The sequence below is a fragment of the Pseudomonas sp. HAR-UPW-AIA-41 genome (assembly GCF_002304225.1).
In the GTDB taxonomy this organism is placed as follows: domain Bacteria; phylum Pseudomonadota; class Gammaproteobacteria; order Pseudomonadales; family Pseudomonadaceae; genus Aquipseudomonas.
This window is the reverse complement of the sequence record NZ_NSLB01000001.1, coordinates 85,646-102,132: the sequence shown is the minus strand read 5'-3', so window position 1 is coordinate 102,132 and position 16,487 is coordinate 85,646. Positions and strand designations below refer to the sequence as shown.

At 62.0% G+C, this 16,487-nt stretch carries 14 protein-coding genes; 7 read left to right on the top strand and 7 right to left on the bottom strand.

Going from position 1 to position 16,487, the window contains the following annotated elements:
• Positions 1-31: 31 nt before the first annotated feature.
• Both motB and motA read right to left on the bottom strand, forming a co-directional pair.
• Positions 32-1,093 (bottom strand): flagellar motor protein MotB, encoded by a 1,062-nt coding sequence (gene motB / locus CK486_RS00445; RefSeq protein WP_095938343.1) that lies wholly within the window; start codon positions 1,091-1,093, stop codon positions 32-34.
• A gap of 9 nt (positions 1,094-1,102) precedes the next feature.
• The gene (motA, locus tag CK486_RS00440; RefSeq protein ID WP_095938342.1) at positions 1,103-1,954 is read right to left on the bottom strand and encodes a flagellar motor stator protein MotA; all 852 of its coding nucleotides are present in this window, start codon (positions 1,952-1,954) and stop codon (positions 1,103-1,105) included.
• Between the two features lie 118 nt (positions 1,955-2,072).
• On the opposite strand from motA, the gene CK486_RS00435 reads away from it, so the two are divergent.
• From CK486_RS00435 to CK486_RS00415, 5 genes are all read left to right on the top strand, one after another.
• Complete coding sequence (locus tag CK486_RS00435) at positions 2,073-3,605, top strand: HDOD domain-containing protein (protein ID WP_095938341.1); 1,533 nt, start codon at positions 2,073-2,075, stop codon at positions 3,603-3,605.
• A gap of 44 nt (positions 3,606-3,649) precedes the next feature.
• Positions 3,650-4,468, top strand: a complete 819-nt coding sequence (locus tag CK486_RS00430; RefSeq protein ID WP_095938340.1) for a rhodanese-like domain-containing protein — start codon at positions 3,650-3,652, stop codon at positions 4,466-4,468.
• Positions 4,469-4,506: 38 nt separating this feature from the next.
• Complete coding sequence (gene asd, locus CK486_RS00425) at positions 4,507-5,361, top strand: archaetidylserine decarboxylase (protein ID WP_095938339.1); 855 nt, start codon at positions 4,507-4,509, stop codon at positions 5,359-5,361.
• Positions 5,362-5,500: 139 nt separating this feature from the next.
• Positions 5,501-7,318: a molecular chaperone gene (locus tag CK486_RS00420; protein WP_095938338.1), complete on the top strand. Its 1,818-nt coding sequence runs from the start codon at positions 5,501-5,503 to the stop codon at positions 7,316-7,318.
• Positions 7,319-7,382: 64 nt separating this feature from the next.
• Entirely contained in the window at positions 7,383-9,443 is a 2,061-nt protein-coding gene (locus CK486_RS00415) for an EAL domain-containing protein (RefSeq protein ID WP_095938337.1), read from the top strand.
• A gap of 51 nt (positions 9,444-9,494) precedes the next feature.
• Here CK486_RS00415 and serB read toward each other — a convergent pair whose 3' ends face one another.
• A complete protein-coding gene (serB, locus tag CK486_RS00410; protein WP_095938336.1) occupies positions 9,495-10,709 on the bottom strand; it encodes a phosphoserine phosphatase SerB in 1,215 nt (404 codons plus the stop codon).
• A gap of 149 nt (positions 10,710-10,858) precedes the next feature.
• On the opposite strand from serB, the gene CK486_RS00405 reads away from it, so the two are divergent.
• A complete protein-coding gene (locus CK486_RS00405; protein WP_095938335.1) occupies positions 10,859-12,388 on the top strand; it encodes an AhpA/YtjB family protein in 1,530 nt (509 codons plus the stop codon).
• Between the two features lie 25 nt (positions 12,389-12,413).
• On the top strand, positions 12,414-13,001 hold the full coding sequence (locus CK486_RS00400; RefSeq protein ID WP_095938334.1) for a metal-dependent hydrolase: 588 nt from the start codon (positions 12,414-12,416) through the stop codon (positions 12,999-13,001).
• Here the strand turns inward: CK486_RS00400 and CK486_RS00395 are convergent.
• The 4 genes from CK486_RS00395 to CK486_RS00380 are packed head-to-tail and all read right to left on the bottom strand — an operon-like array spanning position 12,940 to position 16,484.
• Positions 12,940-13,632 (bottom strand): membrane integrity-associated transporter subunit PqiC, encoded by a 693-nt coding sequence (locus CK486_RS00395; RefSeq protein ID WP_095938333.1) that lies wholly within the window; start codon positions 13,630-13,632, stop codon positions 12,940-12,942. The two genes, CK486_RS00400 and CK486_RS00395, sit on opposite strands and share 62 nt — an antisense overlap.
• A gap of 7 nt (positions 13,633-13,639) precedes the next feature.
• Positions 13,640-14,596, bottom strand: coding sequence for an MlaD family protein (locus CK486_RS00390; protein ID WP_095938332.1), 957 nt, complete (start codon positions 14,594-14,596; stop codon positions 13,640-13,642).
• The gene (locus CK486_RS00385) at positions 14,593-15,363 is read right to left on the bottom strand and encodes an ABC transporter ATP-binding protein (protein WP_095938331.1); all 771 of its coding nucleotides are present in this window, start codon (positions 15,361-15,363) and stop codon (positions 14,593-14,595) included. The genes CK486_RS00390 and CK486_RS00385 overlap by 4 nt, the downstream gene beginning before the upstream one ends.
• Positions 15,363-16,484, bottom strand: coding sequence for an ABC transporter permease (locus CK486_RS00380; protein WP_095938330.1), 1,122 nt, complete (start codon positions 16,482-16,484; stop codon positions 15,363-15,365). The genes CK486_RS00385 and CK486_RS00380 overlap by 1 nt, the downstream gene beginning before the upstream one ends.
• Positions 16,485-16,487 lie beyond the last annotated feature (3 nt).

Here is a 16,487-nt window from a genome sequence, read left to right as displayed (position 1 = left end):
CAGGACTGCCCCGCAAGAAAGGTAACGCCTGCTACTCGCTCGGCTGATCGAACTGCAGAGCGCCGTCCTCGAATACATTGAGCTTTTCCCGCACCTCGCCGGCACCCAGGGGCTCAGCGGGCGACGGAGTGCTGCCCGGAGTGGCGGCACCCGGCGGGGCATCAGTGGTCGGAGCGGGTGGCTCAGCCGTATCCGTATTCTGACCATCCTGCCCTTCCAGGCGTCTCTGCGCCTTTTTGGTCAGCACGATGATATCGATGCGCCGGTTGACCGGATTGAAGGGGTCCTCGCGGTCAAACAGCGCCGAGGAGGCATAACCAACCACCCGGGCGATCTGGGTATCCGGCAGGCCGCCGAACACCAGCGCACGCCGCGCCGCGTTGGCCCGGTTGGCTGACAGTTCCCAGTTGGTGAACTCCGCGCCCTCGGCAAACGGCTTGGCGTCGGTATGTCCACTGACGCTGACATTGTTCGGTACGGCCTTGATCACTTCGGACATGGCCAACAGGATGTCCTCGAAGTAGGGCTCAAGCTGCGCACTGCCCAGACGGAACATGGGGCGGTTCTCGGCATCCATGATCTGGATACGCAGCCCGTCCTGGGTGATCTCGAAGAGAATCTGATCCTTGAACTTCTTCAGCTCCTGATTCTCTTCGACCTTGTTCTGCAGCTCCTGCAGGAGCATTTCCAAGCGCTCGCGCTCGACCTTCTCGGCCACGCTCTCAGCCAGCTCCTCATCGATCTTGCCTTCGCCCTTCTGCCCCTCATCCGACTGAGGATTGATATGAATCTCGTCCGAGCTGGGCTGCCCCTGAATTTCCGGATTGAGTGTGCGATCTGGCGCCGGCGTCGGCGTCCCCCCCAGGTCAATGACATAGGGACTGGCACTTTCGGTAAAGCCGATAGGGTCCTGGAAGTAGCCGGAAATGGCCTTTTTCTGCTCGGGCGTGGCCGATGACATCAGCCACATCACCAGAAAAAAGGCCATCATCGCGGTAGCAAAGTCGGCGAAAGCGATCTTCCAGGCGCCACCGTGGTGACCGGCAGCGCTCTTCTTGACCCGCTTAACGATAATGGGCTGATTATTTTCCATGAGTCAGCCTTAGCCGCCGCGCATCGCCTGTTCGAGCTCACTGAAGCTCGGGCGGTGAGCAGGCAGCAGCACCTTGCGCCCGAACTCCACGGCCAGCGTGGGCGGCATGCCCGATGCAGAAGCCACCAGCGTGGCCTTGATCGCGGCATACAGGTTCATTTCTTCCTTGGCATCGTGCTCCAGCGCAGCCGACAGCGGCGCAAAGAAGCCATAGGAGGCGAGAATCCCGAGGAAAGTACCCACTAGCGCGGTACCCACCTTTTCACCGATCTGGGCGTTGCTGGCCGAGGCGAGAATCGACATGGTGATCACGATACCCAGCACCGCCGCCACGATACCCATCGCCGGCATGCCATCGGCCACCTTGGCCACGGCATGGGCCGGGTGCTCGAGTTCTTCCTTGAGGCTTTCCAGCTCCTGATCGAACAGACCTTCCAGCTCGTGGGGCGCCATGTTGCCGGAGGACATGATGCGCAGGTAGTCGCAGATGAAGGAGGTCATATGCGCATCGGCGAGTACGGTCGGGTACTTGCTGAAAATCGGGCTGGCGTTCGGATCCTCGACGTCGGCCTCGATGGCCATCATGCCCTCGCGGCGGCTCTTGTTGAGAATCTCGTAAAGCATCTTCAACACATCGAGGTAGAAGCTGTGGGTAAAGCGCGTGCCAAACATCTTCAGCGACTTCTTGAACACGTGCATGAAGGTGCTTCCAGGGTTGGCCTGGAGAAATGCACCCAGCGCAGCGCCACCGATGATCATCACCTCGAACGGGTGAATCAGGGCCATGAACTTGCCGCCCGAGAGGATAAACCCACCCAGAACGCTGCCGAACACCACAATGATGCCGATGATTTTTGCCATAGGAATAAAGCTTTTCGAGGCTGACGGAAGGGCCAGGAAACACAGCCCTTCTATTTATCGGAAGATATGAGCCAGACTATAGCCACTTAGGGCGAAAAGCCAGTCAGGCTCAATCCGCATGACCGCCAATACCTCAGCTCCGCGCACCCTCGATCAGTGGATAAAGCAACTGGAACGTGTCCGCCTGCCCATTACGGCACGCAGCCGTGATCAGATCTTGCATACCGTAATGGACAGCCGGCGCTCGCTGCGCGATATCGCCGAGCGCCTGCAGGATTGCCCTTCAGCAGCGCTAGCTGTCATGCGCGAGGCCAACCGCAGCGGCAGCACACTGAGCGAGCCAGCCACCACCCTTGAGACCGCGCTGAATAGAATCGGCCTGAAAAATACTGAAGAACTTCTGCGACGCTTTCCTGTGCTTGAAGAAAGCGCCATTCCCCAGCCTCTACGTCAGGTACAACTGATCAGTCAGCATGCTGCACAGCAGGCCAGCGGCCTGTTCGGCGCACAATTGGCGCGACTGTGGCAAGAAATCAACAGCGGCGCCTTGCTGCTGCTTGCCCCGCTCTGGCCGCTGGCGGCGAGCCACCCGGTGTTGCTGCAGGAATGGACGCGGCGCGTGCTCTGTGAAGGCGAGCCGGGCCTCGCCGTGGAACGCGAACTGCTGGGCGTGCCGCTGCTGAAAATCTGCCTGCAACTGGCAGAGCAGTGGCATTTACCCAGCTGGATCATCCACTGCTACCAGTTGCTGCTGAATGATCGACGCCTACTGGTCAAAGCCTTGCATATCGCCCGCGACAACGAGCATCCGCTGCATCAGCAACAGGTTCTGGATGCAGATGAACAATTGCGGCGCTGGCTGACACGCCCGGAAAACAGCATTTTGCTTGCCAACGGGCTAGCACTGTCAGCACACATTGCCTGGGAAGGCCAGCACAGCCTGCGCTGGCAGCGCCTGAGCGGGCTTTATCTGAATACCGCGCTGGGTGAACTGCAGGGACAGATCCACCAGCAAGCCATAAATAGTGCACGCCACCACGCCCATGCGGGCCTCTGGCACCCTGCCGAGGCATTGCTCTGGCCCTGGACGGAGCGGCGCTGGAAACCGCTGCGCAAAGCAGCCGCTGCTGCTCCTACTCCAGCACCGGCCGGCGTGCAGGCCTGGCGACAGGCCTGCAGCGAGCTGCTCAAAGAGCAAACGCCATTCGCCAATGTGCTGCAACTAACCCAATGCGCCCGTGACGCCCTGCAGCACTGCGGGATGCAACGTGTCCTGTTGATGCTCACAGACCGTCAGCACACTCGCCTGCAAACCCAACAGAGCCACGGACTGCCAGTCGAAGCCAGCAAACTGGCACTTGATCCGCAGCAAAGTCAGGTACTGCGCCGACTGCTCAGTCAGGCCGGGCAATTGCGTTTATCCCCCGAAAACATGGCGCAATTCTCCGCACTACTGCCGGGAAGCTTGAAGAGCCTATTCAATGGTCAGCACTTGATAATGCGTTCGATCGCCAATCAGGGCCATGTCGCCATGCTTGTGATTGTCGATGCACAAGGCGCTCCTTTCAGCGAAACCCAGCTGTTAGCGTTTGGTAAAACGGTGCAATGCATCGAGCGCGCTCTGGGCAGCTTCGCCCGCCGCGGCCGCTGAGCTTTCCGCTACAATCGCCTCTTTTGCAGCCCCGGAATGCCATCATGTCCGCGTTCGCCACTTTGCCTCTGCTGATCGAGCCCGCCGAACTGGCTAGCCGCTTGGAGGCCAATGAGCTGATTCTGGTCGATCTGAGCAGCGCTGCTCGCTATGCCGAGGGGCATATCGCCGGGGCCCGTTGGGTTGACAGCAAGCGCACCCAGCTTGGCCAGCCTCCTGCACCCGGCCTGCTGCCGCCCGTGGAGCAGCTGGAAGATCTGTTTGCCGAACTGGGTCATCACCCGGAGGCTGTCTACGTGGTCTATGACGACGAAGGTGGTGGCTGGGCCGGACGCTTCATCTGGCTGCTCGACGTGATCGGCCACCAGCGCTACCACTTCCTCAACGGCGGTTTGCAGGCCTGGCTGGCTGACGGCCTTCCGGTAACACAGAGCATTCCGCCAGCCGTCGCCAAGCAGCCGCTGAAGCTGACAATTCAGGATGCCCCCAGCGCCACGCGCGACTACCTGCAGAGCCGTCTCGGCGCCGCCGATCTGGCCGTCTGGGATGCCCGCAGCCCTGCCGAATTCAGCGGCGAGAAAGTCCTTGCCGCACGCGGCGGCCACATCCCCGGCGCCATCAACTTCGAATGGACAGCCGGTATGGCCCCTCAGCGCGGGCTGCGTATCCGCAGCGATATGGCACAAGTGCTGCGGGATCTGGGCATCACACCGGACAAGGAAATCATCACCCACTGCCAGACCCACCGCCGCTCCGGCTTCACCTACGTGGTGGCCAAGGCGCTGGGCTACCCGCGGATCAAGGCCTATGCCGGCTCATGGTCGGAATGGGGCAACCTGACGGACACACCGATCGAGTCCTGAGCCGCACAACGACCTAATTTTCTCTTCAAGGAAGCATCATGAAACAGCGCCTGTTCATCCTCAGCCAGTACCTGCTGCCCCATCACCTGCTGTCGCGCCTGATCGGCTGCGCCGCCGAATGCCGCGCGCCCTGGTTCAAGAGCCGCCTGATTGCCTGGTTCGCCCGCCGTTATCAGGTCGACATGCGCGAAGCCGCCGTCGAAGACCTGAACGCCTACGAGCACTTCAACGCCTTTTTCACCCGCGCGCTGAAAGAGGGAGCCCGGCCGCTGGACACCACTCCAGGTGCCATTCTCTGCCCGGCCGACGGCGCCATCAGCCAGCTGGGCAAGATTGAGCATGGCCGTATCTTCCAGGCCAAAGGTCACAGCTACAGCGTGCTGGAGCTACTGGGTGGCGATGCCGAACGCGCCGCACCCTTCATGGGCGGCGATTTTGCCACCGTGTACCTGTCGCCCAAGGACTACCACCGCGTGCACATGCCGCTGGCCGGCACACTGAAGGAAATGGTCTACGTGCCGGGCCGCCTGTTCTCGGTCAACCAGACCACGGCCGAAAACGTCCCAGAGCTGTTCGCTCGTAACGAGCGCGTGGTCTGCCTGTTCGATACCGAGCGCGGGCCGATGGCCGTGGTGCTGGTGGGCGCCATGATCGTTGCCAGTATCGAAACCGTCTGGGCCGGCTTGGTTACCCCGCCACGCCGCGAACTGAAAAGCGTGCGTTATGACCAGCCGCAAGGCCCCACCCAGCTCGACAAGGGCGCCGAAATCGGCCGCTTCAAACTAGGATCGACCGCCATCGTGCTATTTGGCCCGGAACAGGTGCAATGGGCTGCCAACCTTGGCGAAACCAGCCCGGTACGCATGGGTCAACAACTGGCATTGCCCCTCTGACGCCCTGTGCCCTGCCATCTTTTTCAAGGCAGGGCCGCCTCAAACAGATCAAGTGTTCGGGCTGCCAGCGGCCCCGGATACTGCTAGAGTTGCCTGAAAAGACAGGCGTTTAGCCAGCGCCGCGGAGCACTCGATCGACATGGAAAGAACCAGTCCACATCAGCAGTTGCGCGTTCCCACGCCCACTCAGCACAGTCTGACATTCAGTGAGGCATCACCGCGCGACCTGAAACGCTGGCTGGGTAATCTACCCAAGGCCAATCTGGGCGAAATGGCGCGCCAGCTCTATCACTGCCTGGTTGAGCTCAACCAACTGATCACCTCTACGGAAAACCGCCTGCAACTGCTTGAGCTGTTGCGCCCGGAGGTCTATTTCGTCTGCAAGCATCTGGAGAAGCATTTTCTCAATCAGGCCATTGTTCTCGACGAGCGTCCGCGCAAGGTAGCCAATCTTTGCCAGGCTCTACAGAACCATCTGGCTATAGGCTACAAGCTGATCGTCACTCAGGAAGCTCAACCGTTCATTCGCGAACGCGGGCAGATCATGGCCCTGGCTATCCAGCGCGCCATGCACAGCATGTTCGGTCCACTGGTACGTGCTTCACAGTTGTACTGCCCGATGCCAGAAGGACTCTGGCTGGAGCTGCACCAGCTGTATCGACTGGCCAAGCAGGTGGGGCTGCACCAACAACAGGTTCGAGAGCCCCAGGCTCGTCATTGCGACACTCTCAGCCCCGAACAGACTTACATCCAGACACTTATGCTCGGTTGCGCCCGCAGCAATCAGATGCGTCAGTCGGGCATTGCAAGGGTTGCCGAAGCGTTAGAGCAGTGGAGTGATCTGGTAACCCTACAGAGCGCTGAGCTGGATAGCAGTCTGTTCGCCTTCTCCAGCGAAGTGGATGGACCTCCGCGCTACAAGACCCTGTTTCCCAGTGCGAGCCTTTCCAGTCTAGTGGGACTCGATCCTCGACGCCTGATTGATGGCATCGCCAAGTATCTGGCAGCAACTCCGCAGGAGCGCGAAAACCATTCCCTGCCGGTACCCGAGGGACTGCATGTAGACTTGCTTCAGCACCTGCAGTCAGCCTGGGGCGATATCGCTGAACGCACATTCCAGCGCAACCCAGCCTCAGGCACGCTCACCCTGTGCATTGGCATGAGCCCACTGCACTTCTTCCTCTCAGGGGAGAAGTCCTTCAACGACACGCTGAAACTGAGCAGCGACACGCCTGCAAAACCGACAGTGACAACAACGTCAACGCGCGATGTCTGGGCCAATGCCTTCGACGCGGAACGCATCAGCCACTGGGAACAAGGTATTGAGAGCGAGGAAATCCAGTTCAAACTGCCTCAACAGCAGAACAGCCAATCTGAACGTAACTCCGCCGACAGCAGTGCAGAACGCCCACAGACGTTCCAGCTTCCCATCGTCAACCTCAGCCCCGGTGGATACTGCCTGAGCTGGCCACGCGAAGTACCTAGTCAATTGCAAGCAGGTGAGATCCTCGGACTACAGGATGAGCCGCACAGCAGCTGGAGCGTTGCAGTGGTGCGCTGGATTCGTCAGGTCAAAGGCGGCGGCACGCAGATGGGCATCGAACTGATCGCACCGCAGGCACAGCCTTGCGCTGTCCAACTGCTTCGCAAAGCCGAACAGCCAAGCCAATACCTCCGCGCCCTGCTGTTGCCGGAAATCGCAGTGATATCGCAACCCGCCAGTCTGATCACTGCCCGTCTGCCATTCCAAGAGGGCAACAAAGTGCACCTTAATCGGAATGGCGACGAGCGACGTGCCTTGTTGACCAGACGCAAGGCAAGCACAGGCAGCTTCAATCAGTTTGAATATCGCCTGCTTGATCAGCCAATCAGTGAGAACACAACTTCGCTCACAGGCTCGTCAAGCTCGCAGCCTGGTGCCCCGGAAGATTTTGACTCCCTCTGGAAGTCACTGTAGATTGCGGCGAACCCTCCTGTAGCCGCCCAAGAGTCGCTGTTTACCCGCGATTTAGAGCTTTTTCATGGCCATAGAAAAGAAAACAATACGGCTGCTGATCCTAGAGGATTCGCAAAACGAAGCCGAACGCCTCGTCAGCTTGTTCCGTAACGCGGGCAACGCTACCCGCGTTCATCGCCTGACCTCCAGCGATGACATGGCTGAAGCCCTGCAACAAAGCTGGGACCTGCTCGTTGCCGCCCCGCACAGCAAAAATCTGGACCCCTTGGAAGCGCTCAATGCGATCCGTAAGCAAGCCAAGGACATTCCGTTCATCCAGATGATCGAAGGCAACGATGCCGATGCCATTACCGAGGCACTGGCGCTGGGTGCTCAGGATGCTCTGCCGCAGGGTGAAGACGAGCGCCTGATCCTGATTGCTAAGCGAGAACTGGCCAACCTAAACGAACGACGCGCCCGGCGCGTCGCCGAAGTGGCGCTGCGTGAAGCAGAAAAACGCTGCCAATTGCTGCTCAACAGCTCGGTGGATGCCATCACCTACGTCCACGACGGCATGCACATCTACGCCAACCGCGCCTACCTTCAGCTATTCGGCTACGAAGATGCCGAGGAGCTGGAAGGCATGCCGATGATCGACCTGATCGATCCGGCCGATCAGGCGACCTTCAAGGACTTCCTGAAGAACTATGCCGAGGGCAGCGCCGAGCTCAACTGTGGCGGCGTGACCATCGACGGCAAAACCTTCCGCGCCACCATGAGCTTCTCCCCGGCAACCTACGATGCCGAGCCGTGCATTCAGGTGGTGATCCGCGCCGAAGCAAACAATGCGGAGCTGGAAGAGAAGCTACGCGAAATCAGCAGTCAGGATCTGGTCACCGGCCTGTACAACCGCGCCTATTTCCTCTCGCTCATGGACGGTGCAGTGAATCAGTCCGTCAGCAGTGGTCGCAGCGCCACTCTGGCCTATATCGAGGTCAACAAGTACTCGACCCTGCTCGCCGAAGCCGGCATGGCCGGCGTCGACCTGCTGCTCACTGATCTGGCCAACATGCTGCGCGGCCACTTCGGCCAGCAGGCAGAACTGGCCCGCTTTGGCGATGATGTTTTCTGCGCCCTGCTGGCCGAGCAAACGCCTGAACAATGCCGGGAGAGCCTGCAGAACCTGCTGAAAAAAGTCGAAGGCCATCTGTTCGAGGTCTCCGGTCGCACCCTGCAGACCACCCTGTCGATCGGCGTGGCCGGCGTTAACGAGAAAACAGCTCAAGCTCAGGAAGTGGTTGACCGAGCACATCGCTGTGCCGATGAGCTGCCCGGCAACGGCCTGAAGATTTACGACCCGGCAGACGACCTGCGCAAGGCAGCCAGCCAAGGCAACGTGGTCGCCATGGTTCAACAGGCACTGGAGCAGAACAGCTTCCGCCTGTTGTTCCAGCCGGTGATAAGCCTGCGCGGTGACAGCTTCGAGCACTACGAAGTACTGCTCCGCTTACTTGACCCTGAAGGCAAAGAAGTAGCCCCTGGTGAGTTCCTGAGTGCCGCAAGAGATGCGGGCCTGGCCGAAAAGCTTGATCGCTGGGTCATTCTCAACGCCATCAAGCTGCTCGCCGAACACCGCTCCAAAGGCCATGAAACACGCCTCTTCGTACATCTGTCGAGCAACAGCCTGCAGGATCCAAGTCTGCTGCCATGGCTCAGCGTGGCACTCAAGGCGGCGCGCCTGCCCTCTGATACGCTGGTGTTCCAGTTCAACGAGCCGGATGCCATTGCCTACCTCAAACAAGCGAAGGTTCTTACCGAAGGCCTGGCGCAACTGCACTGCAAAGTTGCTCTTTGCCAATTTGGCTGCTCGCTGAACCCTTTCAACACGCTCAAGCACCTGGCCGTGGACTTCGTCAAAATTGACGGTTCCTACAGCCAAGATCTAACCAAGGCGGAAAACCAGGAAGCCCTCAAGACCCTCCTGGCCAGCCTGCACGCCCAGGCCAAGCTGACCATCGTGCCCTTCGTCGAGTCGGCCAGCGCCCTGGCCACACTCTGGCAGGCCGGCGTCAACTATATCCAGGGCTACTACCTGCAGGGCCCCAGCCAGAGCATGGACTACGATTTCTCGTCCGGCGACGAGTAAGCCGCCCACAAAAAAGCCGCCTCAGGGCGGCTTTTTTGTTTCAGGTCGGACTCAGTTGTGTCCGTCGCGGTCACGCAGACCGAGCAGGTACAGAACACCGTCCAGACCCAGGGTCGAGATCGCCTGTTTGGCCGACTGTTTGACCAGCGGCTTGGCCCGGAAAGCCACGCCCAGACCGGCCAGCCCGAGCATGGGCAGGTCATTGGCACCATCACCCACGGCGATGGTCTGCTCCAGCTGCAGGCCTTCCTTGTGCGCCAGCTCGCGCAGCAGATCGGCCTTGCGCTGAGCATCGACAATCGGCTCGATGGCCACGCCGGTCAACTTGCCATCCACGATTTCCAGCTCGTTGGCATACACGTAGTCGATACCCAGCTTGGCCTGCAGCTGCTTGGCGAAATAGGTAAAGCCGCCAGAAAGAATCGCGGTCTTGTAGCCCAGACGCTTGAGTTCAGCGAACAGCGTCTCGGCTCCCTCGGTCAGGCGCAGGGAAGCACCGATTTCTTCCAGCACGTCCTCGGACAACCCCTTGAGCAGCGCCAGGCGCTCCTTGAAGCTGGCGCGGAAATCCAGCTCACCGCGCATGGCCCGCTCGGTGATTTCCGCCACCTGCTCACCCACGCCGGCGGCCTTGGCCAGCTCGTCGATCACCTCGGCCTCGATCAGGGTCGAATCCATGTCGAACACCGCCAGGCGCCGGTTGCGGCGAAACAGCGAGTCCTGCTGGAACGCGATATCGACGTTGAGCGCCTGCGCCTCGCGCAGGAACTCCTCGCGCAGCGCCACCGGATCGGCCGGCTCGCCGCGTACGGAGAACTCGATGCAGCCCTTGCCCTGATCTTCCGGCATATCCAGCGGCATACGTCCGGACAGGCGATCGATGTGATCGATATTCAGGCCGTACTTGGCGGTGATCGAGCTGACCCGGTTGAGCTGTTCGGCGGTGACCTTGCGCGTCAGCAGGGTCACGATATGCCGCGGCTTGCCCTGACCATTGACCCACTGCTGGTAATCCGCCTCGGATACCGGGGTAAAGCGCACCTGCTGGTCCAGCTTGTAGGCCGTGAACAGCACATCCTTGAGCACCGAAGACGCCTCCTCGGTATGCGGGATCTCGACCAGGATGCCGAAGGACAGGGTGTCGTGAATCACCGCCTGGCCGATGTCGAGGATATTCACCCCGCCCTGTGCCAGTACGCCGGTAATGGCCGAAGTCAGACCGGGACGGTCTTCACCGGTAATGTTGATCAGGACGATTTCGCGCAAGGCGCACCTCTCCAGGGAAACCAAGAAAACCAGGAAAAAAGGAGGCCATTCTACCCGCAAAGCGCACGCAACCGTGAGCCGCGGCGCTTTGCCGCCTATGGGGTGCTGGTTATACTGCGCGCCAACTTATTCGAGAAGAGCCGCGCCCTGTGAACCGGCCCAACAGCGTCAAACCCGACAATTTCTTCCTGCTGCTGTTCAATGCCCTGCGTCAGCGGCGCATTCCGCTCGCCCTGCGGATTGCCAGCCACAGCCTGCTGCTGGTGGTGATGGCCCTGCTGATTTACACATGGGTCATGGGCATGCAGTTCCGCCAGGCCATGCAGCAACAGGCCGACGCTCTGGGCCAGAGCCTGACCGTACAGACCGCCGCCTCGGCCACCGAGCTGCTGGTGTCCAACGACATCCTCAGCCTCAACGTGCTGCTCAGCAACCTGGTGCGCAACCCGTTGGTGGCCCACGCAGCCATCTACAGCGTGGACAACCGCGTGCTGGCCGAAGCCGGCACCCGCCCCAGCCAGGCCCTGATCGGCGAGACCGAAGGCCTGTACTCCACCCCCATCACCTTCCAGGAAGTGATCGCCGGTCACCTGCGCATCAGCCTGGACATGCAGCAGTTCCAGCAACCGATGACCATCAGCCTGCAGAGCATGGGCATTCTCAGCCTGATCCTGCTGGCCCTGAGCCTGTCGCTCAGCCTGCGCCTGGGCCGGCACCTGTCACTGCCCCTACTGCAGCTGCGCGTCTGGCTACGCGACCCGGATGATCCGGCGCCGGGAGCCGGCCGTCAGGACGAGATCGGCGATCTTGCCCGCCAGCTGCAGGCACGCCTGGTACCGCCACGCCCCGAACCGGTGGCAGAGCCGGCCGGCGTCGAATCCGAAGATGACTACCCGGACCTTGAAGCGCCGGCGGCACAGGACGAATACGAACACTTTCCCGCCGACTTCGACGACGAGCCCGACTTCGCTGACACCCAGCGGCCGGCGCCGTCAAAGCCGTCCAATCAGGACTTCGAAGACGACGAGCTGCTTGATCTCGATGATCTGGAGCCCACCCTGGACGAGCAGCCCGCCCACGCGGCCGCACCGATGGCAGCGCCGACCTACAACAGCGCTGTCCTGGCCATCCAGCTCGGCGCCCAGGACCAGCTACGCCACCTGCCACGTGCACGTCTGGTTGATCTGCTCGAGCGCTACCGCGACTGCATGGCGCAGAGCGCGGCCCTGTATCAGGGCGAGCTGCACACCCTCAGCGACGGCAGCAGCCTGATTCTGTTCCATGCGCAGAATGCCGCCGAGGACTACCTGACCCACGCCATCTGCTGCGGCGAGCTGATGCGCGCCCTTGGCCACGCCCTGCAAATCGAGGTGGCCGACAGCGGCATCACCCTGCAACTGCAGCTGGGCCTGAGCCTGGGCGACAACCTCAGCGGCCTGGCCCACGGCGAGCTACTGCTCAGCGACACGGTACAGCGTGCTCTGGCGCTGTCGCAGCACAGTCGCAACCTGCTGCTGATCGAACGCCAGATCGGCGACGACAGCCTGCTGCGCCAGCGCAGCCGCATCCGCCCGATTGCCAGTCCCGAGGGCGCCTGCTGCGTCGAGCGCCTGCTCGACCCCTATCCGGCCCTGCTGGAGCGCCAGCTGACGCGCATGCACGACGCACGCGGCCGCTGACAGACCTCGGCCAAGGAACGGCCCTATGACCACCCTGATCACCCACCCGCTGCCCGCGCTGGCCCTTGGCCTGGCGCTGGGCAGTCGTGTAATACCGCCACGCCTGCTCTGGCTGGGAGTGATTGCCGCCTGCCTGCCGGACGCCGACATGCTCGCTTTTCGCCTCGGTATTGCCTATCAGGATGTATTTGGCCATCGCGGCTTCAGTCATTCGCTGCTATTTGCCGGGCTATGCGGGATCTTGGCCATGCTGGCCTGTCGCGGCTTACGCTGTCGGCCGATAACAGCCCTGTTTTGGGTTAGTGCCGCAGCTGGATCGCACAGCCTGCTGGATGCAATGACCAACGGCGGCCTGGGCGTGGCCTGGCTGTGGCCCTGGGACGCCCAGCGCTATTTCCTACCCTGGCGCCCTATCGAAGTATCACCATTTCTGCACGGTTTCTTTACCCCGCGCGGGCTAGCGGTGCTGGCCTCGGAATGGCTATGGGTATGGCAGCCCTGCCTCATAGCCAGCGCGGCTATTGGGTTACTGCGCCTGTGCGTGCAGAGGCTCAGAAGCGGTAAACCTCAGCCTGCGGCACCGGCAGAGGCGGAGCCACCTTCGGCACGCTAGCCGGACGCTGACCGGCCGACTTGCCGGTGGCGCGGGCAGGCGGGCTGCTGACGGGCAATTTGCCCAACGTCGTCGCCAGTTCTCCCGCCAGTTCCTGCAGCAACTGACTCTGCGCCTTCACCTGAGACGCCACCGCACCATCGTGCTCGGCCTGCAGCCGCACCAGGCGGCTGTCGCGCAGGCTGCCGGCAGCGTCCAGAACGCGCCACTGAGCTTCCAGCACGGCCGGCTGACTGACACCGGAATCCAGACGGCCGATGGTCAGAACCACCTGCCACTGCCCGACGAAGCCAACACGATCCGGATACAGGGCCACGCGACTGCTATCCAGACGTCCGGCCAACTGGCGGACCAGCAACTGACCGACATCGTCCTCCAGACTGCCCGCCCAGCGGGCCTCCTGACTCAGTTGCAGACGGCCGTCGCTCTCACGCTGCAGCAGATTCTCGCGCTGCAGGTAATCCGCCAGTTTCAGCGGCCCGAGCAGCACCGCCGGGCCCTTGTCGCGGGTTGGCAGCGCCGGCTGGCCGGCATCCAGCTGATAAAACTGCGGCGATGGCTGCAGCGCGCAACCGGTGATCAGGAGACTGCCGAGCAACGCCAGCATGGGCGCCAAAGGAAAGAACTTCATCACATCCCTACCGTTGTTTGCCAAAGATCAGCGATTGCGGCTGCTGATCCAGGCCTTCCACTGTCCGTTGCAGTGCCTTGCTGGCCTGACTGAGCTCTTGCAGGGCACGCAGCATTTCGTACTGAACCGCCGACTCGGGGCCGAGATCACGGCGACTGCTGACGACCAGTTGATTGACCTCAGCCAGCGCGTCGGCGGCATTTTGCGCTGCACGGCGAATCTCGCCAACCGCGGCACGCAGATCGCCACTGCTGCCACGGGCATCTTCCAGCAAGCCCGGCAACTGCTGCTCGACCTTGCCGCTCAGGCGATCCAGCTTACCCAGCAGCTGGTTCATGTGCGCCACACTCTCTTGCAAATCCTTGGAGTTGCTCAGTTTTTCCAGACCTTGCAGAGTACGCGTCGCCGACTCGGTCATTTCCCTGAGCGGCAGCTCGCGCAAACTGGCGACCAGCTCGCGCAGCACATCGGCAGCCTGATCGATACGCGACGGCACGCTGGGAATCGCCGGCAGCGGGATGCCTTTTCCGGAGTGCACAAAACCGGCCTGTTCCGGAAACATGTCCAAAGCAACGATGGCCTTGCCGGTCAGCAGACTCGGCGTCTGCAGCTGTGCGCGTAAACCACGCTCAACCAGCTCTTCGACCAACGCCCCGATCTGCTCATTGTTGACCTCGTCTGCGCTGCCCGGCTTCTGGATCTGCAGGATCACCGGCATCACCACATCCTGCAGTTCCTCGTCATAGGACAGGCGGATTTCCTTCACGGTGCCGACCTTGACCCCGCGGTAGGTCACGGCAGCGCCGATATCCAGGCCATCGAGGGCGCCGGTGAAATACACCACATACTCGTTGGGCTCGCTGAACCAGCTGTCGCGCGCCAGCAGGAGCACGCCCGCGACCAGCAGAAACAGGCCTCCGAGCAGAAAAGCGCCGATCAGAAAGGGTTGGCGGGCTTGGCTCATGATTCCTCCGCGGCAGCAGGGCCTTCGCCACGCTGCAGAAAACGCCGGACCACCGGCGGCCCCTGCTCCAGCAACTGCTGCAGCGGGCCATAGGCAATCTGGGTACGTGTCTGGTTATCGAGAAACAGGCAGGTGTCGGCCACCCGGTAGATGCTCGGCAGTTCGTGAGTCACCAGCACGATGCTCGCGCCCAGACTGTCGCGCAATTGCAGGATCAGTTCATCCAGCGCCAGCGAGCTGAGCGGGTCGAGCCCCGCCGAAGGCTCATCGAAGAACAGCACCTGCGGGTCCAGTGCCAGCGCCCGTGCCAGCGCGGCGCGCTTGCGCATGCCGCCGGACAGCTCGGCCGGGTACAGATCGGCACAACCAGCCAGACCGACCAGCGCCAGCTTGATCTCCGCCAGTTCGCGGCACTCGGCCGCCGAGAGCTGCGGGCGGTAGGTGGTCAGGGGCAGCACGATATTTTCGTGCAGGGTCATCGCCCCCCACAGGGCGCCGTTCTGATACAGCACGCCAAACTGCTGCTGCAACTCGGCCCGCTGCTCATCGGCATGGGCCCAGAAGTCTTCGCCGTGCAGCAGTACCCTGCCGGCCAGCGGCGCCTGCAGACCGATCAGATGGCGCAACAGGGTGCTCTTGCCGCACCCGCTGCCGCCCATGATGACGAACACCTCACCCTGACGGATGGCGAAATTCAGGTCGTGCTGAATCACCAGGCTGCCGTAGCCGGCGCTGAGGTTTTCCGCAGAGAGCACGATCTCGCCCATCAGATACCCAGCCGTGTGCAGATCAGCGTTATCAGCGCATCGCTGACCACCAGAGCCACGATGATGCTGACCACCGCCCGGGTGGTGGCCTGCCCCACGGCCTGAGCATTGCGCCCGCTGGACAGACCGTAATGGCAACCGATCAGACCGATCAGCACGGCAAACACCAGACTCTTGAACACGCCGATCAAAAGGTCCGGCAGCTGCAGCATCACCAGGCTCTGCTGCAGGTAGAGCGGCGCGGAGATATCGAACAGCCCGGCGCCGATGATGAAACCACCGAGAATACCCAGCACATCAGCGAACACACAGAGCAGCGGCATGGCCACCAGCAGCGCCAGCAGGCGTGGCAGGACGAGAAATTCCAGCGGCGGAAAGCCGAAGGTTTTCAGCGCATCCACCTCCTCGTTGGCCTGCATGCTGCCCAGTTCGGCGGCGTAGGCCGCACCGGTACGGCCGGCCATGATCACCGCCGTCATCAGCGCGCCCATCTCGCGGGTCATACCGATGGCCACCATGTTGGCGATGTACAGCTGGGCGCCGAATGCCTCCAGCTGGGCGGCGCCGACAAAGGCCAGAATCAGACCCACGAGGGTGGCGATCAGCGCCACGATGGGCAGGGCTCCGGGACCACACTGCTGCAGCGCCAGCCAGAAATCACTGCGGCGCATGCGCCCGCGACCGGTCAGCTGACGTCCGAGAGCCAGCACCACCTCACCGACGAACTCGCAGGCCTGACGCACACTGGCCAGCACCGCCAGTCCCAGCAGGCCCAGCCGGGAAACCGGATCGTAGCGTGGCGGTGCGGCGGCCTGAGCCTGCACCGAGGGCGTGGCGGCCATCTGCAACAGGCGCTCGACACCCTCGGGCAGGCCCTGCAGGAGCAGCTCAACCCCATCGCCGCTGGCCAGACGCTGCAGGCGCCGCAGCAGGGCCAGCAGGCTGCTGTCCCAGGCGCTGACCGCCACCTGCACACGCAGAACCTGCAGAGCCGCCGGCCGGCTGCGCCACAGCATTTCCAGCTCCGGCTTGGCCTGCTGCAGTGTCCAGGCACCAGAGACCAGCAGGCCGGCCTCGGTGCCCGCCAGGCTCTGCCACTGCAGCGCGGCCGGCTCGTTCATGGC